The 24,814-nt window shown below is 50.6% G+C and carries 26 protein-coding genes; 15 read left to right on the top strand and 11 right to left on the bottom strand.

Annotated features, from left to right (window positions below; genetic code table 11):
* The first annotated feature begins 10 nt into the window (after positions 1-10).
* From grxC to H6G89_RS29595, 3 genes are all read left to right on the top strand, one after another.
* A complete protein-coding gene (grxC, locus tag H6G89_RS29605; protein WP_190513513.1) occupies positions 11-325 on the top strand; it encodes a glutaredoxin 3 in 315 nt (104 codons plus the stop codon).
* A 6-nt stretch (positions 326-331) separates the two neighbouring features.
* Positions 332-874, top strand: a complete 543-nt coding sequence (cobU, locus tag H6G89_RS29600; RefSeq protein WP_190513512.1) for a bifunctional adenosylcobinamide kinase/adenosylcobinamide-phosphate guanylyltransferase — start codon at positions 332-334, stop codon at positions 872-874.
* Between the two features lie 543 nt (positions 875-1,417).
* Entirely contained in the window at positions 1,418-1,867 is a 450-nt protein-coding gene (locus H6G89_RS29595) for a hypothetical protein (protein ID WP_190513509.1), read from the top strand.
* Between the two features lie 56 nt (positions 1,868-1,923).
* On the opposite strand, the gene ftsE is transcribed toward H6G89_RS29595, so the two are convergent.
* A complete protein-coding gene (ftsE, locus tag H6G89_RS29590; RefSeq protein WP_190513507.1) occupies positions 1,924-2,694 on the bottom strand; it encodes a cell division ATP-binding protein FtsE in 771 nt (256 codons plus the stop codon).
* Between the two features lie 363 nt (positions 2,695-3,057).
* Positions 3,058-4,962 carry a sulfite reductase, ferredoxin dependent gene (gene sir / locus H6G89_RS29585; RefSeq protein WP_190513505.1) on the bottom strand — a complete coding sequence of 635 codons (1,905 nt, stop codon included), beginning with the start codon at positions 4,960-4,962 and terminating at the stop codon, positions 3,058-3,060.
* A 111-nt stretch (positions 4,963-5,073) separates the two neighbouring features.
* Here sir and H6G89_RS35970 point away from each other — a divergent pair, with 111 nt between their 5' ends.
* The 6 genes from H6G89_RS35970 to hpsU all read left to right on the top strand — a co-directional run bounded on the left by H6G89_RS35970 (position 5,074) and on the right by hpsU (position 12,076).
* On the top strand, positions 5,074-5,196 hold the full coding sequence (locus H6G89_RS35970) for a hypothetical protein (RefSeq protein WP_255519540.1): 123 nt from the start codon (positions 5,074-5,076) through the stop codon (positions 5,194-5,196).
* Positions 5,197-5,300: 104 nt separating this feature from the next.
* Positions 5,301-7,898 carry a M1 family metallopeptidase gene (locus H6G89_RS29580; protein ID WP_190513503.1) on the top strand — a complete coding sequence of 866 codons (2,598 nt, stop codon included), beginning with the start codon at positions 5,301-5,303 and terminating at the stop codon, positions 7,896-7,898.
* A 269-nt stretch (positions 7,899-8,167) separates the two neighbouring features.
* A complete protein-coding gene (locus H6G89_RS29575) occupies positions 8,168-8,968 on the top strand; it encodes a hypothetical protein (RefSeq protein ID WP_190513501.1) in 801 nt (266 codons plus the stop codon).
* 276 nt (positions 8,969-9,244) lie between these two features.
* Positions 9,245-10,186 (top strand): glycosyltransferase, encoded by a 942-nt coding sequence (locus H6G89_RS29570; protein ID WP_190513499.1) that lies wholly within the window; start codon positions 9,245-9,247, stop codon positions 10,184-10,186.
* A 37-nt stretch (positions 10,187-10,223) separates the two neighbouring features.
* Positions 10,224-11,174 carry a glycosyltransferase family 2 protein gene (locus H6G89_RS29565; RefSeq protein WP_190513497.1) on the top strand — a complete coding sequence of 317 codons (951 nt, stop codon included), beginning with the start codon at positions 10,224-10,226 and terminating at the stop codon, positions 11,172-11,174.
* Between the two features lie 266 nt (positions 11,175-11,440).
* Positions 11,441-12,076, top strand: a complete 636-nt coding sequence (gene hpsU / locus H6G89_RS29560) for a hormogonium polysaccharide biosynthesis acetyltransferase HpsU (RefSeq protein WP_190513495.1) — start codon at positions 11,441-11,443, stop codon at positions 12,074-12,076.
* Positions 12,077-12,109: 33 nt separating this feature from the next.
* Here the strand turns inward: hpsU and H6G89_RS29555 are convergent, their stop codons facing one another.
* Entirely contained in the window at positions 12,110-12,484 is a 375-nt protein-coding gene (locus H6G89_RS29555; protein WP_190513493.1) for a c-type cytochrome, read from the bottom strand.
* A 383-nt stretch (positions 12,485-12,867) separates the two neighbouring features.
* Between H6G89_RS29555 and petG the strand changes: the two genes are divergently transcribed.
* Positions 12,868-12,981: a cytochrome b6-f complex subunit V gene (gene petG / locus H6G89_RS29550; RefSeq protein WP_190431032.1), complete on the top strand. Its 114-nt coding sequence runs from the start codon at positions 12,868-12,870 to the stop codon at positions 12,979-12,981.
* 202 nt (positions 12,982-13,183) lie between these two features.
* Positions 13,184-13,345, top strand: a complete 162-nt coding sequence (locus tag H6G89_RS29545; protein ID WP_190513491.1) for a hypothetical protein — start codon at positions 13,184-13,186, stop codon at positions 13,343-13,345.
* Here the strand turns inward: H6G89_RS29545 and H6G89_RS29540 are convergent.
* Complete coding sequence (locus H6G89_RS29540) at positions 13,334-13,774, bottom strand: SRPBCC domain-containing protein (protein ID WP_190513489.1); 441 nt, start codon at positions 13,772-13,774, stop codon at positions 13,334-13,336. The genes H6G89_RS29545 and H6G89_RS29540 overlap by 12 nt on opposite strands.
* A 664-nt stretch (positions 13,775-14,438) precedes the next feature.
* On the opposite strand from H6G89_RS29540, the gene H6G89_RS29535 reads away from it, so the two are divergent.
* Together H6G89_RS29535 and H6G89_RS29530 are read left to right on the top strand one after the other, a co-directional pair.
* Entirely contained in the window at positions 14,439-15,116 is a 678-nt protein-coding gene (locus H6G89_RS29535; RefSeq protein ID WP_190513487.1) for a response regulator transcription factor, read from the top strand.
* Between the two features lie 40 nt (positions 15,117-15,156).
* A complete protein-coding gene (locus tag H6G89_RS29530; RefSeq protein WP_190513485.1) occupies positions 15,157-15,840 on the top strand; it encodes a potassium channel family protein in 684 nt (227 codons plus the stop codon).
* 51 nt (positions 15,841-15,891) lie between these two features.
* On the opposite strand, the gene H6G89_RS29525 is transcribed toward H6G89_RS29530, so the two are convergent.
* The 3 genes from H6G89_RS29525 to H6G89_RS29515 are packed head-to-tail and all read right to left on the bottom strand — an operon-like array spanning position 15,892 to position 21,116.
* Positions 15,892-17,484: a cation:proton antiporter gene (locus H6G89_RS29525; protein WP_190513483.1), complete on the bottom strand. Its 1,593-nt coding sequence runs from the start codon at positions 17,482-17,484 to the stop codon at positions 15,892-15,894.
* A 42-nt stretch (positions 17,485-17,526) separates the two neighbouring features.
* Positions 17,527-18,861 carry a glycosyltransferase family 2 protein gene (locus H6G89_RS29520; protein ID WP_190513481.1) on the bottom strand — a complete coding sequence of 445 codons (1,335 nt, stop codon included), beginning with the start codon at positions 18,859-18,861 and terminating at the stop codon, positions 17,527-17,529.
* 53 nt (positions 18,862-18,914) lie between these two features.
* The gene (locus H6G89_RS29515) at positions 18,915-21,116 is read right to left on the bottom strand and encodes a hypothetical protein (RefSeq protein ID WP_190513479.1); all 2,202 of its coding nucleotides are present in this window, start codon (positions 21,114-21,116) and stop codon (positions 18,915-18,917) included.
* 50 nt (positions 21,117-21,166) lie between these two features.
* Here H6G89_RS29515 and H6G89_RS35965 point away from each other — a divergent pair, with 50 nt between their 5' ends.
* Complete coding sequence (locus H6G89_RS35965; RefSeq protein ID WP_255519539.1) at positions 21,167-21,292, top strand: hypothetical protein; 126 nt, start codon at positions 21,167-21,169, stop codon at positions 21,290-21,292.
* 198 nt (positions 21,293-21,490) lie between these two features.
* On the opposite strand, the gene H6G89_RS29510 is transcribed toward H6G89_RS35965, so the two are convergent.
* From H6G89_RS29510 to H6G89_RS29495, 4 genes are all read right to left on the bottom strand, one after another.
* A complete protein-coding gene (locus H6G89_RS29510; RefSeq protein ID WP_190513477.1) occupies positions 21,491-21,814 on the bottom strand; it encodes a hypothetical protein in 324 nt (107 codons plus the stop codon).
* Positions 21,815-21,817: 3 nt separating this feature from the next.
* The gene (locus H6G89_RS29505) at positions 21,818-22,375 is read right to left on the bottom strand and encodes an SH3 domain-containing protein (protein ID WP_190513475.1); all 558 of its coding nucleotides are present in this window, start codon (positions 22,373-22,375) and stop codon (positions 21,818-21,820) included.
* 174 nt (positions 22,376-22,549) lie between these two features.
* The gene (locus H6G89_RS29500; protein ID WP_190513473.1) at positions 22,550-23,245 is read right to left on the bottom strand and encodes a hypothetical protein; all 696 of its coding nucleotides are present in this window, start codon (positions 23,243-23,245) and stop codon (positions 22,550-22,552) included.
* Positions 23,246-23,421: 176 nt separating this feature from the next.
* On the bottom strand, positions 23,422-24,168 hold the full coding sequence (locus tag H6G89_RS29495) for an MOSC domain-containing protein (RefSeq protein ID WP_190513471.1): 747 nt from the start codon (positions 24,166-24,168) through the stop codon (positions 23,422-23,424).
* Between the two features lie 76 nt (positions 24,169-24,244).
* On the opposite strand from H6G89_RS29495, the gene bcp reads away from it, so the two are divergent.
* On the top strand, positions 24,245-24,715 hold the full coding sequence (gene bcp, locus H6G89_RS29490; RefSeq protein WP_190513469.1) for a thioredoxin-dependent thiol peroxidase: 471 nt from the start codon (positions 24,245-24,247) through the stop codon (positions 24,713-24,715).
* Positions 24,716-24,814: the final 99 nt, after the last annotated feature.

Below are 24,814 nucleotides of genomic sequence, written 5' to 3'. Positions count from 1 at the left end.
AGGTTTTGTAGTGCTAGATTTTCTCAATCCCATTCTGGGGCGTAAGCCTGAGCAGGTCAAAGCGAATGTCGAGATTTACACCTGGCAGACCTGTCCCTACTGCATTCGTGCCAAGGTGCTGCTGTGGTGGAAAGGGGTGAAGTACACCGAGTACAAGATTGATGGTGATGGAGCCGCACGGGTGCGAATGGCAGAACGAGCCAACGGTCGCCGCACGGTTCCGCAAATCTTTATCAATAACCAGCACATTGGTGGCTGTGACGATCTCTATGCTCTGGATACGAAGGGACAACTCGACCCACTACTCGCTGAACCCGCCGCTTAAGCAACCGTGACGCAACAACTCATTTTAGTGACTGGGGCAGCGCGATCGGGTAAGAGCGAGTGGGCAGAGCGATTGGCAACCCAATCGGGTCAAGCTGTCGTCTATGTGGCAACGGCTCAGATCGACCCTACGGATGCCGAGTGGCAGGCACGCATTGCCAAACATCAACAACGTCGTCCGGCAGATTGGGAAACGAAGCAGATCCCGATCGCCCTCGCCGAGGCACTTCAGGAAGCAACACCTGAGGAATGCTGGCTCATCGACTCGTTGGGCACCTGGCTAGCTAACTTTCTAGAACAGGATGATGCAACCTGGCAAGTGACTGCGCGGATGCTCCTGGATGCCCTCCAACAGGCATCTGGAACGATTATTTTGGTGGCTGAGGAGACGGGGTGGGGTGTGGTGCCTGCTTACCCGATTGGACGGTTGTTTCGCGATCGCCTGGGAGACTTGACTCGACGCATTGGGGCGATCGCCGATACCGTGTATCTTGTCACGGGTGGGCATGTCCTCAACCTGAGCCAATTGGGTACGCCCTTAAAGCCTTAGTACTGCTATAGCAACCCTAAATGATTTGTGAAAGTGCCCGCCCATCGGGCGGGCACTTTCACAAATCACCTTTTTCACAAATCAGATAGGACTGCTATATTCACAGATAGGGTTTGGAAATAAAACCAGGGGGGTGTGGGGCTGCGCCCCCAGCCAGGGATTCCACCCCTGCACCCCAAATTCCTACCCCTATTTACGACAAGTTTTACTTAGCATCAGAACTACTGAATCCTTAACGTTTGTTCTAGATTTGTGACGCCTGATAGAGGACGAAACTCGTTAGGATGTAGTAACTGGATTTGTTCCTTGAAGTAAGGACTCACTGCCTCCGTAATAAAGCAACTGTTCTGCCAGTTGTACGAGCAGTTTTCTGCAAATTCCTTCCTTCAAACGAGTGATTGTCTATCTAGCGATGCACGATCCGTTGAAGCAGGTGTAACACAATTTAAACAATCTAAAAACTCTGCAAATTTCACACGGAAAGTTAAACCTAAAGCAGGTACGAGCAGAGTTGTAGACCCAGTCACAAACTAAGTTGACGTTATGGCATCCCCAGATGAAGTAAGACGCTACCTCGCCTACTGGTTTCAGTTAGGTAAGAAGTTAGTGATTGATAACCAGGAATTCCTCTTGCCTCGCCCAGTCCTATGGGGCGATCGCTACAGCCCTGAGTTTGAAACCTGTTGGCAACGGGCGATCGCCCATGATGGACAAAACGCTCACCTAGAGGGCACCAATCAAACCATTGCTGAATTACTTGGCTCATCCTGGACGATCTCTCCATGTGCTCGGTGCGAGATGCCTGTCCCAATGTTGGATTTAGGGTCACGAGAACCCACCTGTCCCTGCGCTGACCTGACCTTTTGGCCTGATACAGAGTGTCCTCAGCCGCGTGAGCCGATTAATACCTATGACCAACTCAGTCAAATTCGCGATCGCCTGCTCAAAGTGAGTGAACAGTCAAAATCCTCTGATCAATCGAGAGCCAGCTAAGGAAGCAGAAAGCTAATCAGGGACGCGATTAATCGTGTCCCTGATTAGCTTTCTAATTACTTCCATTGGTGATATAACCGACCGTTGCGGATCTGGATCACAGGATGGTTGGAAAGGCGAATTAACTGCTCATCGTGAGTCGTCACAATCACGGTGATACCAATCGAGTTCAGCTTCTTGAGAATCTTGATGACTTGCCAGGAATTCTCGGAATCCAAGTTGCCTGTTGGCTCATCGGCTAACAGAATCGGTGGAGTTCCGACGATCGCCCGTGCAATGCTGACTCGCTGTTGCTCACCCCCCGACAACTCATCGGGAAAGCAGTTGGCTTTGTCCTGCAAGCCCACCATTTTGAGGGTCGGTAACAACCGTCGATGAATCTCCTTGCGGGTAAAGCCCTGTGCCCACAGCACAAACGCGACGTTCTCAGAAACGGTGCGACGGGGAATTAGCTTGTAATCCTGAAATACGACCCCGATGCGACGACGCAGCATCGACAGGTCATTGCCCCGCAGACGAGCCAGGTTCTTGTCGTGGACAAACACGTCCCCCTTGGTAGGTCGCTCCTCACCATACAGCAGCTTCAGCAGGGTTGATTTGCCTGACCCAGAAGGTCCCGTAACAAACAAGAAATCCCCTTTTCTAATTTGCAGATTGACATCCAACAGGGCTTTGCTGTTGTTGGGATAAATCTTGGTAATTTGCTGGAGCTTGACAATGACGTTAGACGCTGGAGAAGCAGCAGGATTCTGCTCAGTCGTTGCTGGCTGAGCAGCCGTTGTGTAACGGGGAGTGGCGATCGGAGGACGTTCTAGAACCGGAGTCATGGAATTACTTCAGCGAAGGGAAATTGACAGACTAATCAGCACATGCCCTGACGGAAATACCACAAGATTGGAACGGTTTTATGTGGGCATATTGTAGTAGTTGTTGCCCCTTGAGTCACTACTTTTTGCGACTTTTCAGAAAAAATTTCTGCTTTGTCTCCTGGAGTAGCTCCCATGATACGCACAACCGCATTGATGATACAGGGATCAGCAAGCTTTGTAACCTGCTTAACACAATTCCTTAAACAGGTTTGATCTAGGCATCCCTAAAGAACCGTAGATATGAAACAGGAGGGGCGTTTCGCGAAACGCCCCTCCTCAATTTATGATTCCACTCTCACAATGCAATGAAAGGGCGATCGCCTACTCTAGCGTCTTCAGATAAGCCTCCAGGGCTTCTTCCACCAGTTCCGTCATGGGAACCCCTTTCGTCGTTGCAGTGGCTTTGAGGCGTTGATACAGACCATCTTCAACACCCAATCGATAGCGCGAGCGATTTTTGCTGACGACGGACTTGTAAGTTGCTGCAAATTCTCGCAGCGCATCAAAGCCAACCCGATGGCAGAAGTCTCCAAAACTCTCACCTTTGGTGCGGTGGTTCTTGAAGTAGAAGAACAACGGTTCCAACGCAGCTTCTAACTCACCACCTTTAAGATTGTTGACATAAACTTCAGCGAGGCGCGTCTGATTAGGATCAGCCCCTAACCAAACCTGATAAGAGTCGGGAGCCTGACCCACTAAGCCCAGTTCCGCCAGGTAGGGACGAGCGCACCCATTGGGGCAACCTGTCATGCGAATGACAAAGTGTTCGTTCTTCAACCCCATCTTGTTCAGCAGGGTGCGGATGCGATCGAGAATACCCGGTAATGCTCGTTCTGACTCGGTGATAGCTAGACCGCAGGTGGGCAACGCAGGGCACGCCATCGAGTAGCGAACCAGGGGATCGATCGCATTCTCCAACTTGATGCCAGAGCGATCGAGAATGGCTTGAATGTCGGCTTGGTGAGCGGGGTCGATTTCGTACAGGATCACGTTTTGGTGAGGTGTGACCCGCATCGGTAGTGCAAACTGCTGCTCAATCTCGCGCAGAGCCGTTTTGAGCTTCAAGGAACCATTGTCATAAATCCGCCCGTTTTGAACGGAAATGCCTAAGAACAGCTTGCCATCGCCCTGCTCGTGCCATCCCAAAAAGTCGTTGTACTTGAACTCTGGCAATGGTTTCATCGGCTCAAAGGACTTGCCAAAGTACTCTTCAACAGTGCGCCGGAAGCGATCGACCCCCCAATCGTGGAGCAAATACTTCATCCGGGCATGACGCCGATCGCCGCGATCGCCATAATCCCGTTGAGTTGCCACGATCGCCTTGACGGCATCAAACACATCGGCTTTATCGACGTAGCCGATTGGGTCAGCGAGGCGAGCAAAGGTTTCCTCTTTGTTGTGAGTCCGTCCTAAGCCACCCCCTGCAAAGACGTTAAAGCCTTGTAGCAAGCCATTCTCATCGGTGATTACGACCAGGGACACATCCTGTGAGAACAGATCGACCGAGTTATCTCCCGGAACGGCGATCGCACATTTGAACTTGCGGGGCATGTAGTGCGTGCCATAGATCGGCTCCTCCGAGTCATGCACGATCGTTCCATTGCCGTTTTTGGAGAGAGCCGCCGCCACATCGGGATGGGGTTCTGCGGTGATTGCCTTTTCGCCATCCAACCAGATCTCGTAGTAGGCTCCGGTGTGCGGAGTCAACAACTCCGCCAAATGGTGAGCGTACTCGCGTGCATAGACGTACTCTGGACGGTCTTTGAACGGTGCAGGAGGAGCCATGACGTTGCGGTTCAGGTCACCACAAGCCCCCAACGTGGAACCCATGTTGCGAATAATCGTTCCGAGCACCAGTTTCAGGTTCTGCTTCAACACGCCGTGAAGCTGGAATCCCTGGCGAGTCGTAGCGCGGAGAGTGTGGTTGCCATACTCTTCCGAAAGTTGATCGAGCACCAAATAGAGTTGTGCAGGAATGTAACCACCAGGATTTCGAGTGCGGAGCATGAACTGGTAGTCTTTTTCTTGCCCTTTGATTCGGTTATCCCGGTTGTCCTGCTGGTAGGAGCCGTGAAACTTGAGGATTTGAATGCCATCCTCGCTAAAGTGCGTTGTGTCTTGCAAAATTTCAGTAGCGACTGGCTCACGCAGGGCATTGCTGCGCTCCTTGATGCCTTCGACTTTAGAAACTTTTGGTGCTGAGAAGGGAGTGGGAGTCTTGACCATTGGAACGATAAACGACTGGAAAGGGCAGATTAATTAATTTACGATATTCCGGTAGGAATTAAGGAAAACTCATCATCCAATCCTATCATCCCACTCGTCCAGCCATGTCAGGTGAGAAATCAGGAAAGATTTTGGATTGTTGGTCGATCGTCAATGGTCAGTGGTCAATGGTCAATGGTTAATGGTCAATGGTTAATGGTCAATGGTGGGGAATGGGGAGTGGGGCTGAGCTGACATACCTCCACTCACAACTCATGACGCTTCTACTCCTCTACTCCTCTACCCTCTGCCTTTCGCTATAATTCTCACTCAGATATTGTTGCGGCGATCGCTTCCCCATGATGCAGTCCTATTTTGATTCCGATAGTAATGGTCACAGGTCGTTTGAGTTACCGGGGGCAAGACCTCACTACAATCCCGATCGCCCGGGTCAGGTTGAACACATCGCGTTAGACCTGGTGTTGGATATTCCGCAGCGACGCTATGACGGGACTTGTACGATTCGCCTCAATCCGGTTCGCAGTGGCATCGATCGCCTGACGTTGGATGCAGTTCAACTCACGATTCACTCAGTCAAGGTAGGCTCGGTCGAGCAACGGTTTGACTACGACGGTGAGCAGTTGCAGGTCTATCTCAACGAGCCAAGTGAGTTGGGTCAGGTAATTGAGGTGGCGATCGCTTACTCCGCCGATCAACCTCAACGGGGACTGTACTTCATTGCACCGGATCAGCACTATCCCAACAAACCTATGCAGGTCTGGACACAGGGCGAAGATGAGGACTCCCGTTTCTGGTTTCCGTGCTTTGACTATCCGGGGCAACTGGCGACCTCTGAAATTCGGGTGCGAGTTCCCAAACATCTGCTTGCCATCTCCAATGGGGAACTGATCGATACGCAGGAAGAGGGAGACAGCAAAATCTATCACTGGTCACAACAGGAGGTGCATCCCACCTACCTGATGACGCTGGCAGTGGGGGACTTTGCCGAGTTGCGTGATGAGTGGAACGGCAAACCCGTTACCTACTACGTTGATAAAGGACGCGAAGCCGATGCCCGCCGCAGTATGGGCAAAACGCCGCAGATGATCGAGTTTTTTAGCAAGGCGTACGGTTATCCCTATCCCTTCCCCAAGTACGCCCAAGTGTGTGTCGATGACTTCATCTTTGGCGGCATGGAAAACACCTCCACAACGCTGCTGACCGATCGCTGTTTGTTAGATGAACGTGCGGCATTAGACAATCGGGGCACCGAAAGTCTGGTCGCCCATGAACTGGCGCACCAATGGTTTGGCGATTTGGTAGTGATCAAACACTGGTCGCACGCCTGGCTAAAGGAAGGCATGGCGTCCTATTCCGAGGTGATGTGGACGGAGCACGAATATGGAGCCGATGAGGCTGCCTATTATCGCCAGGGAGAAGCATCCAGCTACATCTCAGAAGACAGTTCTCGCTATCGTCGCCCGATCGTGACGCACATCTATCGGGAGGCGATCGAACTCTATGACCGTCACCTGTATGAAAAGGGAGCCTGTGTCTATCACATGATTCGGGCAGAGTTGGGGGATGAGTTGTTTGAGCGAGCGATTCACACCTTTGTTCAGGACAATGCCCATAAGACCGTAGAGACGGTGGATCTGTTGCGGGCGATCGACAAAGCTACAGGTCGCAACCTTCAATTTCTCTTTGACCAGTACGTGTTTCGGGGTGGACATCCCGACTACAAGGTGGCGTACTCGTGGGATGGCGACAGCAAACTAGCCAAGCTCACCATTACCCAAACTCAGGTCAAAGACGGGGACACCGGATTCAAGAGTGGGCTGTTTGACCTGAAGATTCCTTTGGGATTTGGCTATGTCAACGGCTCAGAACCCGCCACGCTGAAAACCTTTACTGTACGGGTTCACGAGCGGGAGCAGACTTTCTACTTCCCGTTAGAGGAGAAGCCCCAATTTGTCAGTTTTGATGTGGGTAACCATTTCCTCAAAACGGTGACGCTGGAATATCCCGTTGCGGAGCTGAAGGCGCAGCTGCAATCTGATCCCGACCCGTTATCGCGCATTTTGGCAGCCGAGGCACTCGCCAGAAAAGGCAATTTAGAAGCGGTAAAAGCCCTGACAACCGCTCTCAAAGCGGATCAGTTTTGGGCAGTGCGGGCAGAAGTAGCCGAACAACTGGCGTCTATCAAGCTCGATCAAGCCTTTGAAGGGTTGGTGGAAGGCTTGAACGACTCAGAGGCGAGAGTGCGTCGAGCCGTCGTAGAAGCCTTGATGCAAATCAAAACAGAGCAGAGCTACGAGGTGTTGAAGGCGATCGCCAAGAAAGGGGATCCCAGCTATTACGTCGAAGCGGCGGCAATTCGGGGAGTTGCCACGGTTGCAGCCACGACCCTCAACGGCAACTCCAAAGAGGAAGCCGTGATTCAGCTTCTCCAATCTGTGTTGCAGGAGCGAGCCGGGTGGAATGAGACGGTGAGAAATGGGGCGATCGCTGGCTTAAGTCGGCTCAAAACCTCCGAAGCAGCCCTGAACCTGCTGTTGGAATACACCGCGATCGGCACGCCTCAACCGTTGCGACTCGGTGCCATCCGTGCCCTTGGCAGCATCTCTACCGGACAGACCCCGATCAACGTCGATCGCATCCTCACTCGCTTGACCGAACTGGCAGACGAAGCTTTCTTCTTAACCCAAGTCTCAGTAGTGGTTGCTTTAGGGCAAATGGAAACCACCAAAGCGATCGGCATTTTGCAATCTTTGAGCGATCGCACCCCCGATGGTCGTGTCCGTCGCATGGCAGAAGAGGCGATTCAGAAAGTTTTGAAAAACGCCGGACAGAACGAAGCCGTCAAAAAACTGCAACAGGAACTCGATCAACTCAAACGCGACAACCAGGACTTGAAGAGCCGTTTGGAGACGTTAGAGGCAAAAGCGAAAGGCTAAACGATGCAGGACAAAGGCTAAAAAATTAGAGGTAAGAGGATAAAGGTGACTACCCCAAAGGCAAAAGCGAAAAGCTAAACGATGCAGGATGAAAAGAGATTTGAATTCTACTTTTTATCTTTCATCCTTCATCCTTATATTTTTCATCCTTTATCCTTCTTGTCTTAGTACTGGTGTTCAATCGATACAGAACGTGGTTAGAATAACCTCTATGTCAAGCATTGACGATAGAATTTTCTTAACATCCCAGACAGAGGAGCGATCGCACTATGAAACCGGGCTTGCAACGGATTGAAGCAACCCTCAATCAGCTTCATACCCAAGGTGCGGTGACCCCCCAACTGCCTCCCAGTCGTGATGTTGTCGGGCATCTGGTACTCAAGAGCCAGACTCCAGCGACTCCAAGCCAGCCCAGTCTCAAAACTTATTCCTTTGATGTGCGATCGCTGACCCGTCCCACCAATGCCGTCACTGCAACCGTTGCCCCTATGACGACTCCGGTTGCGCCGACTGTACAGCCTTTTCCTGTTAAAGAACATTGCCCCCAGGCACCCAACCTGCCCAAAGTAAAGCGACCCACCTTTAGTAGTCACCGTCATGCAGCGAACCCAGGCTTTGCGATGGGACTCCTCAAAGAAATGGAAACCGTTGTAGGAGGATGGCAAGCCGAACTGCAACAAATTTTGATGGACATTCAAGAGCTTTACCTGGAAGGTCCGATTGTTGATGGTTGGCTCGAATCTGAAAACGGGGATATGCGATCGCCCGCTGCTGCAACTCTGCGTCATGCTGATCCCGATCGCCTCATGAACTTTGTTGAGGAAATTGGCTCTCATTCGGTGTTAACAGCCACCCACAACTCCCCCCGCAAGGGCTATCGTCTCTGTGGGTTAGATGCCGATGGTCAGCTTTGGTCGCGTCCCTGCCCACCAGATCAGTTGCCCCATGTCAGTTTGGCGATCGCTCGATATCAGAAGTTGCGGCAACTCCTCGCTCGCAAGCAAGACTTGGAAACCCGGCTCAGTCACCTAGCTCAGAATCTCATTGAAGTGCATAGCAGGTTGCACTAGAGAGATCAGCAGTCAATGGTTGATGGTCAATGGTTGATGGTTGATGGTGTGGAGTGATGTGTTAAAGAAGAGCCGTAACACGTTGTAGGGAATAGAAAAATCAGTGGGAAGACAGAATTGACGAGCTCCGTCGTGAATGATCGCTGTAGACCAGAGAGTGGGAAATTCAGTAAATTCATCTCGCTGTTAAGGGTTCTTTACCAAAAATTGATGACCCCAGGCAGGGTTTATGGGCTAAATAGAGAGTAGCAAATTGGAAACCTGGCTCAACCCCCTATGCCTGACCCGCAAATTTCCGCCATTATTTGCACCCATAACCGGGATGGCTATCTTGGTGCCGCGATCGACAGCCTGCTTGAGCAGGATTTTCAGGGCGAATACGAAGTGATTGTTGTTGACAATGCTTCCAGCGATCGCACCCGTGAAGTGGTAGAAGCTCGTCTACCCCACCCCCGATTGCAATATGTCTACGAACCTGTAACTGGGTTATCGGTTGCGCGTAATACGGGCGCACGAGTTGCCAAAAGCCCCATCCTGGCTTACCTGGATGATGATGCAGAGGCTAGCCCTCAATGGCTGCGAATGCTTCATGCGGCTTATCAAACTCACGACAAGCTGGCGATCGCGGGTGGCAAAGTCACTTTGCTCTGGGCAGAAGGCACCAGCCAACCGCTATGGCTGTCTGAAAATCTAGCCGCTAATCTGGGAGCCTACGATTTAGGTGAACAGGTCGTTTACATCAACAACCCCAATCTCACTCCCAGAGGCTTAAACTACTCTATCGACCGAGAATTTCTTGAGAAAATCGGTGGGTTTGATGTCAACCTGGGGCGGGTCGGCAAAAACCTCTTGTCCAATGAAGAACTGCACATGACCGAGTTGGCGTTGAAAATGGGTTGGCAGGTTGCCTACCTGCCTGATGCACTGGCAGCCCATAACGTCGCTCCAGAACGCCTGGAACGTTCGTGGTTCCTGAAACGAGGTTGGTGGCAAGGAATTAGTGAATGCTATCGGGAACAAGTAACCGGACGAGCAGGACTCAAACAACTAGGGCGAGGTTCCGAACGATTTCTACGAGGAATGTATCGCGCTCTCAAACATGTCAATGATCCTGCCCAATCGTTTGATAACTTTGTTTATGCTTATGGACAAATTGGTTACTTAAAAGCCGCTGTTGAAGGGATGCTATTTGCTTCAAAACGCCTCAATCACTCCTAAGTTTTCGACTCACTACTGCACTTTATAGACCCCAACTATGACTTCACTTCCAAAGCTTCCGGTATCTGTCCTCATCCCCGCTAAGAACGAAGAGGCAAATCTGCCCGCCTGCCTGGCTAGTGTGTCGAGAGCAGATGAGGTGTTTGTTGTTGATTCTCAAAGTAGCGATCGCTCTGTTGAAATTTCTGAGAGCAACGGTGCTCAAGTGGTACAGTTCCACTTCAACGGTCGCTGGCCTAAAAAGAAAAACTGGTCGCTGGAAAACCTGCCTTTCAAGAATGAGTGGGTCTTGATTGTAGACTGCGACGAACGGATCACACCTGCGTTGTGGGATGAGATTGCAGAAGCCATCAAAAACCCTGAATTCAACGGCTACTACATCAACCGTCGCGTTTACTTCCTGGGCACCTGGATTCGCCATGGTGGCAAATATCCTGACTGGAACCTGCGTCTGTTCCGCCATCAAAAAGGTCGCTACGAAAACCTCAACACCGAAGAGATCCGCAACACAGGCGATAACGAAGTTCACGAGCACGTTGTGTTAGAGGGCAAAGTCGGTTACCTGAAGAACGATATGGATCACATCGACTTCCGCGATCTTTATCACTGGCTAGAACGACACAATCGCTACTCTAACTGGGAAGCCAAAATCTACTACAACTTGCTCACAGGTATGGGCGAAGGCGGCACGATTGGTGCCAACCTGTTTGGGGATTCCGTTCAACGCAAACGCTTCCTCAAAAAGATTTGGGTTCGCTTACCCTTCAAGCCTTTCATCCGGTTTGTGTTGTTCTACTTCATTCGGTTGGGCTTCCTCGATGGCAAAGCGGGTTATATCTATGGTCGCTTGCTCAGTCAGTATGAATACCAAATCGGCGTGAAACTGTTTGAGTTGCGGCAGTTTGGCGGACAATTGAATGTTACGTCTGGTCAATCGACTCAACCTGCCCAACCCTCTTCCCAACCTGACCCCGTTAAAACGGTTTAGCCACTCATAGAAGTCGGAGTTGTCACAACTCTGATGCTTGGTAAGGGCTTGGCAATGCTAAGAGCTAATTTATAAAGTCAATCTTTAAGTTCCGAAACATCTGCTAGTCCTTGATCCCCCCATACCCCCCTTAACAAGGGGAAAACCCAAACAAAAGTCTGAAGTCCCCCTTTTCAAGGGGGATTTAGGGGGATTGAAACAATCATCTACAAATCAACTCTTAGCCCTTACGTAACAGTATGGGTAATGCAAATGAGAATGGCTCTATGTCCGATTCTATTCCTCCATCTGTAAATAATTCCGCAGATGCTTCAAAAGCAGTTACACCTGATGAAGCCTGGGTTGATTTGCGGCAATATGACCAATCCTGGTATGACCGGGGGCGATCGGGATGGGTTGTATTGTTGTGGTGGTTGGTGCAGGCGATCGCCTTTCCCCTCACGCCCCACTCCGCCCATGCACCTCGGCGGTTTCTGCTCAAGTTGTTTGGGGCACGTATTGGGCAGGGTGTGGTGATCCGTCCAACCGCACGATTCACCTACCCCTGGAAGGTAGAGATTGGCGACTATAGCTGGATTGGCGATGATGTGGTGTTTTACAGCCTCGACCAGATTCAAATCGGGCAGCACTGCGTCATTTCGCAAAAAACCTACCTCTGCACGGGGAGTCATGATATCCAAGACCCGGCATTTAGGCTCAAGACTGCCCCGATCAAAGTGGGTAACGGTGCCTGGGTTGCAACCGATTGCTTTGTTGCACCCGGAGTTGAAATTGGGGCAAATACAGTCGTTGGTGCTCGGAGTAGTGTGTTTAGCAGTTTACCTGCTGGACAGGTTTGTAAAGGTACGCCCTGTCGCCCATGCGGGGTTCGTGAGATGAAAGGACGGGAAGAACAAAATTAAGAGCGATCGCCCCACTCTATTGAGCCACCAAACCTAAAGACTTTCGAGATACTTCAATAAGTCTGCCATTTCCTGTGGAGAGGGTTGAAACTGAGGCATGGGTGGAGTTTCACCGCTAGTCACTTGATGAATTAAACCCAGGCTAGACTTGCGAGATGAGACGTGGCGCAGACTGGGACCAACCTGACCATCGCCATAAATGCCGTGGCAGCTAGAGCAATTCATTTGAAAGATAAATCTTCCCTGATCCACATCACCCTGTCTGGACAGCACACTTTTTACATAAGGGTCAGAATATCGAAATTGATGGACACCAAAAACAACCAGGATGACGGTGAGCAGCACCGCCAAGCCGATTAAAATCCATCTCTGAATTGAGATGTCTTTATCTGTAAGCTGATTATCCAAAAGTTCTCTAGTCAAAACACAAATGTATATAGCTTTTCAATTTATAACTTAATTTAAGTTTTTTAGCTCAAGGTAAGCAAGTCTGCTTCTCTGGGTTGAGGTCTAAACCTCTCTTTTTTTGCAGTTCCCTGGCGATTTACCTGGGTTTTAAGCGGTTCCCAGGGGTCATCCTGCAATTATTAGAAAAATATAAAAAAATTAAACTCTTCTATGAGAGAGATTTCTATAGGTCAATCGCCGACCTGCCCTTTCCGTCGTTTCGTTTTCTTTCCTTACTCCTGGCTTTTCACCAGGACGGATAACCCTTACGAGAACTTGCTCTGCATGCCGAGAAAGCGGTTGTAGTTTGATAAGATCCTGATAGTGATACGGAGATATAAGCTGTGGTAGAACCTTTACTTTCAGGAATTGTGTTGGGTTTGATCCCAATCACGTTGGCGGGGTTGTTTGTGGCTGCCTATCTGCAATACAGACGGGGCAATCAACTCGGTTTGTAATTAGAAACCACTTTTATAAATAACTCAGCCCTATTTAGGATGGTTTCCATCTTGAATAGGGTTTGTTTTATGGGTCAGCCTCAAAGGGTATGGCTGAGTCGGTTTGTCCTTCAGTCATGTCAAGTCGGGTTGAGTATCTGGCGAATCAATTCGCCGAACGTCTTTTCTCAATTAACGTCAGTTCGGTTTGAGAGCCCGGCGAATGAATTCGCGGCTACTAGAGCGAAGTCCGCCGACGCGGACTCCGGAAAATGCAGGATTTGACGAACCGACGCAGGTCGGTTTTGCTCTTATAGCTGCGGTTTCGACTGCCAAAAGCCTTATCCAAACTCTGGTTAGGTATTCAAGCAAACTAACGGCTTAAAAACTCAGCGTGCTGTTTTAGCTCTCGTGCCATTCGTTTGAGTCCCTGCTGTTCATCCTGCCGAATGAAAGGCAGGGCGAGCCGAGTGACTAGCCCTGAAAACTGTTCTCGATGGGTGTATTTAGTCCACCCCCGACCAACATCTTGCAACTCAAAGATCTGTTCGTTGCGAAACCCCGGTGCGGTTGAAACCCATCGCAAGCAGACATCGGGTTGGACTTGAATGATTTTGGCCTCAAACTCGGTTTCTTCTTCGCCAGCGACTCGCCGCAACGATAAAAGGAGCGATCGCCCCCGTTCAAATTTTTGATTGGGAGAGCGATCGAACAGAAAAGTGTTCCAATGCAACCAGTCTTCCTTACGTAGCAAAGCTTGCCAGACCACCGCTCTGGGAGCATTGATCTCAATTTCTGTGTAAAGACTGGGCATAACCAAAACAGGAACAACAGGGGATGGGTCAAGGCTGTAACCCTGATCCAGTATGGCAAAAATTAGGGTTTATAGCGGCGTCAAGGATGGGTTTAGGGGGTTTGATGTTGGGTTAGGGCAGGGGTTACCGTCAAATCCATTGCAGGGTGCAGATAGGTCTACTCAACCCGCCTGTACAGTTTGCGAATTGATTAAATCCACTAAGTTGTCTCAAGACACAGATGGGGGTGACAAATCTGTAAAGTTTTGCAACGAGTGTAAGCTACTCAACAATAAGGTATCCAATTGCACAGCGGTTGTCTCTAACTCAACGCAATCTAAATTACAAATCCCGCAAATTACAGCAGGTTCTATCGAGAGGCGATCGGAGCTAAGAGAGTGTCTTAAAAGCAGCGACTAAAGTCGCAGTTACAAGCGCAAAACCTGCCTCCACAGGTTACGGAGAGCCTGAATTGGTTTGAGTCCGCAACGGTGGACTTTGTTCTTGTAGTCGCGGTTTTAACCGCCAAAAACTTCTCAGACATTCCCTAGGTTCATCTGGTTTGGCTCGGCTTCTGATTCGGAAAGTGGCAGGTCTGTTGGTGATGGGCTGTTATGCAAACTGTTTGTGTAAGCCGCTGTAGATGCAGGCTGACAATTCAAATTTTGGTTTCGGGGCTGACTTATGCGAATTCTCTTAGTTGAAGACGATGCCAAGTTAGGGGATGCTTTGTCGGAGGCACTCAGCGACCAACGTTATGTGGTCGATGTGGCGCGAGATGGAGAAGCAGGGTGGGAGCAAGTGACAACCTTACCCTATGATTTGGTGTTGCTGGATGTCACCCTGCCTAAACTAGATGGGATGAGCCTGTGTCAGCGGATGCGAATGCAGGGTTATCATTTTCCGTTGTTGATGCTGACGGCTCGCGATACCAGTGCTGACAAAATTGCTGGGTTAGATGCGGGAGCCGATGACTATGTTGTGAAACCCTTTGATCTACCAGAGTTGCTGGCACGAGTACGAGCACTATTGCGGCGCGGAGGCAGTTCTGGCTCGATGTCGGTGTCGCAGTGGGGCAGCTTGCGGCTCAATTCCAGCACTTTTGAAGTGGTCTATGGCGATCGCCCCCTGCGGCTGACTCCAAAAGAGTTCTCTATTTTAGAATTGCTGCTCTCAAACGGTCGGCGTGTGCTGAGTCGAGCTTTGATGATCGAGCGAGTGTGGTCACTGGCGGAGCCTCCTGAAGAAGACACTGTGAAAGCGCATATCAAGAGCCTGCGGCAAAAGCTCAAACTTGCCGGAGCACCAGAAGACTTTATTGAAACCGTTCACGGGTTGGGATATCGGCTCAAACAAGTGTAAAGGCTATATTAATAGCTAAGTGCTGATTGAGGAGAACCCTATGTATGTCCTGATTGGTGGAGCCGGATTAGTTGGGATTAACCTGGCGCAAAAGTTAGTAGACCTGGGGCATACAGTGGCGATGATTGATGTTGACCCTGCCGCCTGTCGCTATGCGCGGGATCAGTTAGGTGTGATGGCATTTGAAGGTAGTGCTGTCAGCACAGACGTGTTACTGGAGGCGGGCGTTCGCAAAGCGGATGCACTGGCGGCGGTGCTGCGGGACGATGCTCTGAATTTGGCTATGGTGACGCTGGCAAAGCACTATGGTGTGCCTCAGATCGTGGTGCGGATGCGTCATCGGGATTTTGCAGAGCCATACCGGATTGCGGGGGCAACGATGGTGGTGAATGCGATCGACCTGGCTGTTTCAACCATGGCAAATGCGATCGAATATCCCCAGGTGGAGTCGATGATGCATTTTGAGCAGGGGCAGATTGAAGTGTTAAAACTGGCGGTTCCTGCCAAGTGCCCGGTGGTGGGACGTAGTGTTGCCCAAATTGCTCAAGATTCTCGGTTTCCCAGTGATTCGCTCATCATTGGCTATCAACATCACTTACATGACAATCTAGTGATTCCAAACGGCAACACATTGTTAGAGGCAGGTTCAACGATTCTGTTGGTCACAAAACCCGGTTCGATGCACCAAGTGGTTAGCTTTTTTGATGCCTGCAATGAAGGGTAATCGACGAGTTGCAAACTGATTGCCTTACGAAAAGGCAATGGGAGGCAAAAGCTAGTCGTCCTCTAAGCTGAGCAACTGCTCATCTATCTTTTGTAATTGCGATCGCCCCACGGTGTCTGAGATCACCCGTCGTCGCAATGCCTGATTCAAAGCACCTTTTTCAGCCAGTAACAACTGTCGCCGAATCGCGTCTAACTTGGGGCGATCGCTCTTTTCGATGGCTCCAGGATCAGAGCGCAGGTTGTAATGCTCTCGGAGTAATTTCTCAGACTTTGCGACCTGTACCTGATAACGCGATCGCATTTCTTCGTAGACGGCTTTTGGCAAAATGCCATTTTTGAGTAACTCGTCTAGCGTGTCCTGTGCAGCTTTGGCGGTGATGAGCTGCGCCTGCAACTCCTCAACTTGTTGTAGTGATGCGGGAACTGGGCTAATGTTTAGCTGTTTCACCAACCAGGGGAGGCTCAATCCCTGCCCAATCAGGGATAGCAACACGGTTCCATAGACCAGCGCGATCAGGTCGCCGCGACCGCTGAGCGTTGCCGGGAGGCTGAGTGCTAACGCCATTGAGAGCGAACCTTTGATGTTGCCCAGAAACAGGACATGTTGCCAGCGGAGGGGAATAGGGCGATCGAACCGTTGCAGGATTGCCAGTAAGGGATAGACTGACAGCAACCGCCCCACCTGATAAGCCGCGATCGCCACGAGTACCGCAGGCAGTGTTTGCCACAGGGTGGTTAAGTTGATCTCTAACCCAATCAGCAAAAAGATAAAGGTGTTGACCCCAAACCCGGCATATTCCCAAAAGCTGTAGAGAGTGATGCGGCTAGAGGCAGAAAATCGGCGGGTCAAGCCAGTGTTGCCGACCACCAATCCAGCGACCACGACCGTCACCACACCGGAGACGTGAATTGACTCCGCCGCTTGAAACGCCCCTAACGCCAGTGCCACCGTTAGCAAGATGCCACTCAGGGGATCATCGGAGCGAGAAAACAGTTCTGCACTGAGATAGCCCAAAATCAGTCCCAGTAATGCTCCACCCGCAATCACGAGCAAAAATTGCTGGATGCTGTCGGCTACGGTAATAGAGCCAGTGGCATGTGCCTGCAAGATCAGGCTGAATAAGACCAACGCCATGCCGTCATTAAACAGGCTCTCTCCTTCCACAATGGTTGAGAGGCGTGATGGTACGTTAACCTCCTTGAAGACCGCAATCACTGAGACGGTATCGGTAATTGCCAGAATCACACCCAGAATCAGGACTTGAATCCAATTCCAACCGAGCGTAAACTTCAGGGCGATCGCGGTTATTCCAGCACAGAGAATGACGCCTGGACCCGCTAACAGTGACACAGGTTTAACCGTACTTCGCAAACGGCTGAGGTCGGTGTTAATCGCTGCCTCAAACAGCAGAATCGGCAGAAACAAATTGAGAATCAACGCCGAATCGAGTCCAATGCGCTCTGGCAACAAGTCAGCGATCGCCAATCCGGCTAACACCAATCCCGTGACATAGGGCAGTCGCAGGCGGCGAGACAGCAGTGCCACTCCTGTTGCAACCAACAGCAGAATGATCAAAATCGTCACCAGTCCGGCAACGGCTCCGTGGTCTTGTGTTGCAGCAATTACAGGGATGAACGTCATTAACCAGTAGCCCAGATACCATTCCCTATACCTTAAGGCAATCTATCCTCTCGATACAGGTGAGGCTGAACAATTGAGCGGTGGACCTGTGATGTGGTTTAACTGAATTGCTGGAGCTGTGGCGATCGGACTCAGATCCGGGGGTTCTCCGGATGCAAATGCAGCTTGACGAGCGATCGCCTGCTGTTTCAGTTGGCGTAATAACGCTTGCCGTGCCGAAGACTCCAACCCAGTGTCAGGAGCGGTTGTCAGAGAGTGAGAACGCTTACGTCGAAAGTAGCTGTAACTGGGGAGATTCACGACTTTAGCGACCCACACCGCCCGCAACAAAAACTCGGTGTCTCCACCAAAGTGCAGTCCAGTGGCAAATCCTCCGAGGCGTTGCACCAGATCGCGAGTGACAAAACTGGTGGGATGCAATAGGGGATGTCCCGGTTTGGTGGCTAGAGCCGCGTTTGCATCAAGCGGATAATTCACCGCCGTTAACCGTTGAGCCTCCTCATCGATTCGTATTTCTTGAGTTCCCACCAATTCAGCCCCGGTAGCCAATGCCAGAGCCAACAAGGATTGGAGGCGATCGCAACTTGACCAATCATCCGCATCTTGAAACACATACCCCCAATAATGGGTGTCATGGATCACCTGTTGAATCAGCCGATAGGGACCCACGCGATCGGGCGCAGCAAGCAGAGTGACGTTGGGAAACTGCTCTACAATCCCGATTGGAGGACGATTAGAGGCATCGTCAATCACCACAATTGCATCGGGTGGGCGCGTCTGAGCCAGGAGCGATCGCAAACAACGAGACAACCACGCTTCACAGCGGTAATGAGGCACCAGGGCTAACACAGACCGATCTTGGATATCCTTGGCGGAGCGATGATCCTGATCCTGCCAATCCCTGCTCCCTAACTCCCGTTGCATATCCGTTAGCGGCAGTGCGCTCACGGTTGCCCAATCAAAAGGAATGCTCGCCCGCTCTAACACCTCAGCCAAGCGGAGCACTGTCCAGTCTGAAGGCTGCAACTGCGGCACCGCCTGTTGTACTAAACAGGTGGAAGCAATCCATGCAACGATCTCATTGGAGTTTGCGATCGCAGTTTCAGTGGGCAATGGCGAGGCTGGAAACCAGGGCATCAGAAATGGGGAAGACGGCATGAGAGGAATTGCCATCTGACCTGACAGGGTATGAGGGTTAGGCAGATAGATCACAACATCGTTGCGAATAGAGGTGACATGAGCCTGTATCTCCGCAGGAGTCAGAACTTGCGTGACCTCTAGCCACTCTGATACAGGCAACGAGGTTAGACCATCGATGTCACCGCTGATGTCACTACCATTCGTGGCATTCGTAATTAAAGTAGCTTTCTGTTTCATGGTGGAATCATCCGAATGCTAACGCAAACTCTCCACTCCCTACTCTCCCCTTTCTACTGCCCACTCTTGCATCCGAGAATGACTTGTTTCCCGTTCACCCCTGCGGCTAATCGCTCAAACGCTGACCCCTTTGATGTGGGTGTGGTGGCGGCTACCAGGCATTGATAGGCTAATGCTCGCTGGTTGGCTGACATGAGCGATCGCGCCAATGCTTTGAGAATGGGTGCCCATGCCGTTAGATTGGCAGGACGTTCACTCATCTTCCCGACGTGGCTTTGCACCTGCGGTAACCACGTTTCTGGGTCAAGTGGTTGTTGCTGTAAAAGCTGAGCATATCCCCGCTCTATAACAACCCGTGTCTGTTCCAGGGGCGATCGCACCGTGGCTTCTAAAACTGACAGTGCAGCGAGGCGAAGCCGTTCTCCGTCAGTAGGGTGAGCAGGCAAGTGTCGCCAATCTAGCCAGGCTTGAGCAAACGGATCAGTGGGAGCAGGAACCTCACCGGGAACAGGCTGTTCTCGCAACCATGCAAACCAATATGCCAACAACCACACGCCAAATTGGGGTGCAAAAAATTGAAAATCACCGATTAAGACCGACAACAACGGTCGCAACCGGGGCAACCGACCCTGAGCGATCGCCATTTGTGCTGCGGATTCCAACGCTTGCAGCAGGTGATGCACTGCAAAAGTATCTAATGGCGTGAAGGACGGCAGCGGTTCAGCCCAGATCTCCGCTCCATTGGGCAGATAGAGCGAGGGAATCAAGCGATCGAGGTGCAAAAGAGCTTGCTGTTGTTGGCTCAACGTTTGGCGTTGCAAGAGAGTGTGCAGTCGTGCGATCGCCTGCTGATATACTGCCGTTCCTGAAGTGGATAAAACGCTGCACGCAAACAAAAGCAGTCTCACTTTGATCCACTCTATGGTGCTGTCTGTGTCCGCTGCACTGTCGATCACCTGTTGCAATAATCGCCCTGCTGTTGGCGACACGCCCTGATTTACGATCACGGGTGGGTTGACCAACTCGCGCCACAACTCCGCCAAACCCTGGGCTGAGCCTGTCGGTATGGCAGGTTGCTTCATCCACTGTGCCCAACTGCCCTGCGTGATGGCTTGTATCCAGGTCAACTCATCACACTCAGGGATAGGTTCTGCGTTTAAAAGTGGAGGCTTTTCAATAATGACCTGAGCCGCAACCTCACCAAATGTTGCTTGTACCCAATTGACTAAGTTATCCAACTGGTATGACTCATGCTGTGGTTGCACAAACAGAGTCAGATGGGAGTCATCCCGTTGCACGACCCGATATTGGCAGATGCCATCAAACGCAGGCATTGAGATAGCACCCGCCAACTGTGCTCCGGTGCTGGTATGAATTGTATCCTCGACTCGTCCTAGCACTGTAGCCGTTAGCCCAGGACGACCGCAGGAACAGGGTTCAGGGTCAATCACCAGGCGATCGCCACAGTCATAGCGCACCATCGGCATTACCTGATTCAACAAATCCGTAGTGAGCAACTGCCCATTTACAACCTCATAAAGGCAGCGGGTGTTGTCTAAATGCAAACGTCCACCTTCGGGGCAGGTCAGCCCAGAGATACCCGTCTCCTGACACCCATATTCATCCACAACAGGGGCGCAAAACACCTGCTCCAGGAGCGATCGCTGTTGCCCATACAAACGCTCTCCAGTGCAGATCACTGCCACAACCGGGGGAAGTCGAGTACGCCTCAACTGCACTGCCACCTCACACAACCGACTGGGGTATCCTCGCAGGGCTGTTGGGCGAATGGCTAATTGATCGAGCAGTTGATAAATAAATGGTGGGGTCAAGGTGCCAATCAGTGCTCCATCCATCGGGCGCAATGGAAATAATCGACTGGCGACATTGAGAATGGGAATTTCATCTGTGATTCCCCACCAGGCAAGGAAACGCTGACGAGATTGCAGTCGGGCTGCGTTCCACTCCTCTCCTGCGAAGTAAATGAGCGATCGCCCCTGTGTGCCGCTGGTGACCCCTCGATACACCACGTCCGTTGCGTTGGCTAAAAATGCCCCCGGTTGGTTTCGTACCGTCGCTCGATCCAACGGTTGCAAATTGAGAAATGCCTGTTGCCAATTCGCCACCAATAGGGAGCCATCCGATGCAGCGTTCTCTCGAAGCAAACCTGCTGACTGAAAGCGATCGCGATATCCGGGAACGGTTGCTGCACACTCTAAGATCGGTCGCAATCGCTCAACCGTTGTTGTATCCATGATGGTGACTAGTCAATAGTCAATGGTCAATGGTCAATGGTCAGTAGTCAATGGTGAATGGTGAATGGTTATTGGTGAATGGTCAATGGTCAATGGTCAGTAGTCAATGGTCAGTAGTCAATGGTGAATGGTCAATGGTTATTGGTGAATGGTCAGTAGTCAATGGTGAATGGTGAATGGTGAATGGTGAATGGTCAGTAGTCAATGGTGAATGGTGAATGGTGAATGGTGAATGGTCAGTAGTCAATGGTGAATGGTGAATGGTGAATGGTGAATGGTCAGTAGTCAATGGTGAATGGTGAATGGTGAATGGTGAATGGTCAGTAGTCAATGGTGAATGGTCAATGGTCAATGGTCATGGGTCATGGGCATTATCAGTCTTTCCGAAATGTGTCCCATAGTTCCAGAAATCGCTCCCATGCTTCTTGCTCAGACTGGGTTTGATGCATGATGAAGAGATACCATCCGATCGCATTTCCCATGCCAAACTGGTGTCGTAACCAATCATCAAATTCATCTAAAAGTGTGCAATCAAGCCGTTCCGATGTCGGTACATCGTGTTCATATACGGCTGCTTCATAAGCGCACAACAAGCCCCACAACCCAGTCAAAGATGGCTTGTAGAAGTACATTCCTGGTCGAAGTCGGACTTTTTCAATCAAATCTTCAACGGTGGAATGTTTGAATAAATTAGCCATGAATTAGCGATCGAGATGAGCGACAATGTGATCCGCTGTTTCTAACCAATCGTCTTGAACGACGACTGTGCGATCGCCAAACAACTCTGGCTGGATCAAGCTGTAAGGATCAGAGGGCTTGTCACAGAACCGCCCTAGGGTGCGCAAAAACGATGCAGAAACCCAGCCCTCACGAAAGTCTGGAGCCGAACCAAAGCCATAGGGATGGGGATCACCCCAATGACTGGTGATTCTTGCCCACTGTCCACTCGGCTCCCGCTCAATCACCACCACTTCCCAGCGATTAGGAACAGACCCAATCACCGCTCCACCTGTACTGGGACGTGACCGAATATTGAGCGACCCATTTGGATCACGGGTTGTTACTCTGGCATAGAGTTGGCGAGTTTGCCCTTCAGGACATGCCTGTGCCAGGGGCACATCCTCTCCCGCAGGGGGGTCAGTGGAGTCAGATTGGGAAATCGTGAGTGCTGTTGCCCCGACAGGCAACTTGATTCCCAATGTGGAAACAACCGACACAAAAACAGCGAACGCCTTTTTCCAAACTCTGATTCGCTTCACGAGACGATTCCTAACCTGACTAGAGCAATTTCAGGGCTATCCTAACTTAGCGATCGCCAGGTTATTTGGTCTGCTAGACAATCTTCACAATCAAACAGGCAGCCTTAAACAGGCAACATAAAACAGAATTACCATCAGAAACCTGTTGGCAAAGCAGTTGCCTGAGCACTGCTCCTATTCCGCTGATGCATCAAGCTTTTTGCGGCGACGAGTGGGAGTTGTCTTAGTCGCCTTAGCTGCGCTTGCTTGAGTTGCGCTTGCTTTAGTGGTTTTGCTTGAAGCTGTCTTGGGCTTTGCGGCTGTTCTCGATTTTGCCCCGGTTGGAGTCTTCGTTTTAGCAGCGGTTTTGGTTTTTGCATCTGCTTTTGTGCGACTGCCCGTTGTGGAACGAGTACGCTTTTTAGCAGGAGCTTCCGCAGGAGTTGCTGACTCGGCAGTTGCTCCATTGAGAGATGCAGAGGTGGATGCCTCAGCTGCAACTTCAGTGGAGGCAGGTTGAACTGGAAGGGTTGTTGTTGCCGCAGATTCAAGAGCCGCCGCCGCCGCTTTCTCGGCTTTGGTTCTGCGAGGACGTCTCGTTTTGGGTTTAGCGGTTGTTTCTTGATCGCGCTTGAGTGCAGACAGATAATACTTCAGTGATGCCGCCCGAATATCTACGCCGCTTTTGCTCAACATACCAGCCACTTCTTCGTGACTGTATCCTCGATCAAGAGCCGCCGTAATCGACTCTTGCATAAACTCAACCGCTTCTTTCAACGACCAAATATCTTTGGGTTTTTCTGGCAACTCGTTCAATGCTGAAGTTGCCTGTTCAATCGATGTCTTCGCCACCACACTGGGAGAAGATGAACGCCTTCTAGTTGTAGTCATGCTTTAGTTCCTCAATACACCACAGCTTCCTCTTTCAATTGGATCAATTTAGGGGGATATTCGGTGTAATTAATGTGATTTTCAAACTATAAATTTATCCTTAACCTACTTTCAAGGAGTTGTTTTGCATTAAAACTATACAAAAAATTCACACTTTCAATTGATAGCCAATATGTTCAAAAATCACCCAGTTCATGAAACGCGATCGCTTCCCAAAAGTGGTCAGGGCTAACTCGGTTATCCACCACTTTTACACCTTCGTTTTGTAATGCTTCATATTGATCGGGCATATGTTTTGTGATTAAGCTTCCATCTGCGGCAACTACACGATGTACTGGTAAATCAGTCGGTGACTTCTTTAATAAAGCTGGAAACGTTCGGTAATAGCTTTGCGTTAACCCCAACGCCAACAATAAATGAGTCGTTGAAACAACTTTGCCAGGGGGAATGCGGGCAACAAACTGATCAAATTTGCCGCGTGTCGTTTCAGGAATCACCGGAAACTGATAGGGAGTGAGGGCTGCTACATCTCCAACTGTGACGTTCCCACTGCGAATGACTATTCCTAAAAAACCTCGATGATGTTGGATCTGTTTGGCTAACCCAGGGCGAATTTGATTTAAATAAGCACAGGGTTCGCAAGGGATGGTTAACCGTATGAATGCCTCTGAACCCAATTGCAAAACCTGCCCCGATCGCAACGGTTGGGGTGTGCTCTCTAAGACAACATTCTCGCGTAGTTGCCCTGGCATCAGGTCAAATTGATTCAAGGTAACCGCATCGACAATCAAGATCTGGCGTGGACTGCCCACAGCTGCGTTAGCATCACCTACAACGCCATAGCCTCGTCTTAACTCTAAGGTTTCAACAGGGCGCATTGGCTTTCCCAAAGCGGGCTTGACCAAGAGCTGAGCAATTCGCATAGGACAAGATGAGCAATGAAGCCATACAATCAGAGTTGGTTTTCAATACTTGACTAGCATCCCAAAAGGTTTACCAATGGCACTTCAACCTGGCGATACTGCCCCCGATTTTAGCCTCCCTGACGGAAATGGCAATACCGTTCAATTATCTGATTTTCGTGGCAAGTGGGTTGTGCTGTACTTCTATCCCCGCGACAACACCCCCGGATGCACAAAAGAAGCCTGCGGGTTTCGAGATGCCTATGCCGATTATCAGGCTAAAGATGTGGTTGTGCTCGGTGTCAGCACAGACGATGCCAAATCGCACACCAAATTCACAACCAAATTTGACTTGCCTTTTCCGTTGTTGACCGATGCGGATGGTCAAATGGCGACAACCTATGAAAGCTATGGGTTGAAAAAATTCATGGGTAAGGAATATATGGGCATTAGCCGCAATACCTTTCTAATTGATCCAGATGGCAAGATTGCAAAGGTGTATTTGAAAGTGAAACCAGAGGAACATGCGGCTCAAATCCTATCGGATTTAGCAGCACTCGCCGCCTGACAACTGGGTTAAACCGACTGGGTTAAACCGATTGTTAGAGCGACTCAAACTAAACCCGCAGGTAAAATTGGAGTCGTGCATTCATGTTCAGGTCGTGAG

Source organism: Oscillatoria sp. FACHB-1407 (assembly GCF_014697545.1).
Lineage (GTDB): Bacteria > Cyanobacteriota > Cyanobacteriia > Elainellales > Elainellaceae > FACHB-1407.
The sequence above is the reverse complement of the archived record's forward strand: the minus strand, read 5'-3'. Positions and strand labels throughout refer to the sequence as shown.

What these genes read in the sequence shown, in the direction of transcription:
- H6G89_RS29595 (WP_190513509.1), top strand. Translation starts at nt 1,418, where the DNA reads ATGGCATCCCCAGATGAAGTAAGACGCTACCTCGCCTACTGGTTTCAG.
- ftsE (WP_190513507.1), bottom strand. Translation starts at nt 2,694, where the DNA reads ATGACTCCGGTTCTAGAACGTCCTCCGATCGCCACTCCCCGTTACACA.
- sir (WP_190513505.1), bottom strand. Translation starts at nt 4,962, where the DNA reads ATGGTCAAGACTCCCACTCCCTTCTCAGCACCAAAAGTTTCTAAAGTC.
- H6G89_RS29580 (WP_190513503.1), top strand. Translation starts at nt 5,301, where the DNA reads ATGATGCAGTCCTATTTTGATTCCGATAGTAATGGTCACAGGTCGTTT.
- H6G89_RS29575 (WP_190513501.1), top strand. Translation starts at nt 8,168, where the DNA reads ATGAAACCGGGCTTGCAACGGATTGAAGCAACCCTCAATCAGCTTCAT.
- H6G89_RS29570 (WP_190513499.1), top strand. Translation starts at nt 9,245, where the DNA reads ATGCCTGACCCGCAAATTTCCGCCATTATTTGCACCCATAACCGGGAT.
- H6G89_RS29565 (WP_190513497.1), top strand. Translation starts at nt 10,224, where the DNA reads ATGACTTCACTTCCAAAGCTTCCGGTATCTGTCCTCATCCCCGCTAAG.
- hpsU (WP_190513495.1), top strand. Translation starts at nt 11,441, where the DNA reads ATGTCCGATTCTATTCCTCCATCTGTAAATAATTCCGCAGATGCTTCA.
- H6G89_RS29545 (WP_190513491.1), top strand. Translation starts at nt 13,184, where the DNA reads ATGAATTCGCGGCTACTAGAGCGAAGTCCGCCGACGCGGACTCCGGAA.
- H6G89_RS29540 (WP_190513489.1), bottom strand. Translation starts at nt 13,774, where the DNA reads ATGCCCAGTCTTTACACAGAAATTGAGATCAATGCTCCCAGAGCGGTG.
- H6G89_RS29535 (WP_190513487.1), top strand. Translation starts at nt 14,439, where the DNA reads ATGCGAATTCTCTTAGTTGAAGACGATGCCAAGTTAGGGGATGCTTTG.
- H6G89_RS29530 (WP_190513485.1), top strand. Translation starts at nt 15,157, where the DNA reads ATGTATGTCCTGATTGGTGGAGCCGGATTAGTTGGGATTAACCTGGCG.
- H6G89_RS29525 (WP_190513483.1), bottom strand. Translation starts at nt 17,484, where the DNA reads ATGACGTTCATCCCTGTAATTGCTGCAACACAAGACCACGGAGCCGTT.
- H6G89_RS29520 (WP_190513481.1), bottom strand. Translation starts at nt 18,861, where the DNA reads ATGAAACAGAAAGCTACTTTAATTACGAATGCCACGAATGGTAGTGAC.
- H6G89_RS29515 (WP_190513479.1), bottom strand. Translation starts at nt 21,116, where the DNA reads ATGGATACAACAACGGTTGAGCGATTGCGACCGATCTTAGAGTGTGCA.
- H6G89_RS35965 (WP_255519539.1), top strand. Translation starts at nt 21,167, where the DNA reads ATGGTGAATGGTGAATGGTTATTGGTGAATGGTCAATGGTCAATGGTC.
- H6G89_RS29510 (WP_190513477.1), bottom strand. Translation starts at nt 21,814, where the DNA reads ATGGCTAATTTATTCAAACATTCCACCGTTGAAGATTTGATTGAAAAA.
- H6G89_RS29500 (WP_190513473.1), bottom strand. Translation starts at nt 23,245, where the DNA reads ATGACTACAACTAGAAGGCGTTCATCTTCTCCCAGTGTGGTGGCGAAG.
- H6G89_RS29495 (WP_190513471.1), bottom strand. Translation starts at nt 24,168, where the DNA reads ATGCGAATTGCTCAGCTCTTGGTCAAGCCCGCTTTGGGAAAGCCAATG.
- bcp (WP_190513469.1), top strand. Translation starts at nt 24,245, where the DNA reads ATGGCACTTCAACCTGGCGATACTGCCCCCGATTTTAGCCTCCCTGAC.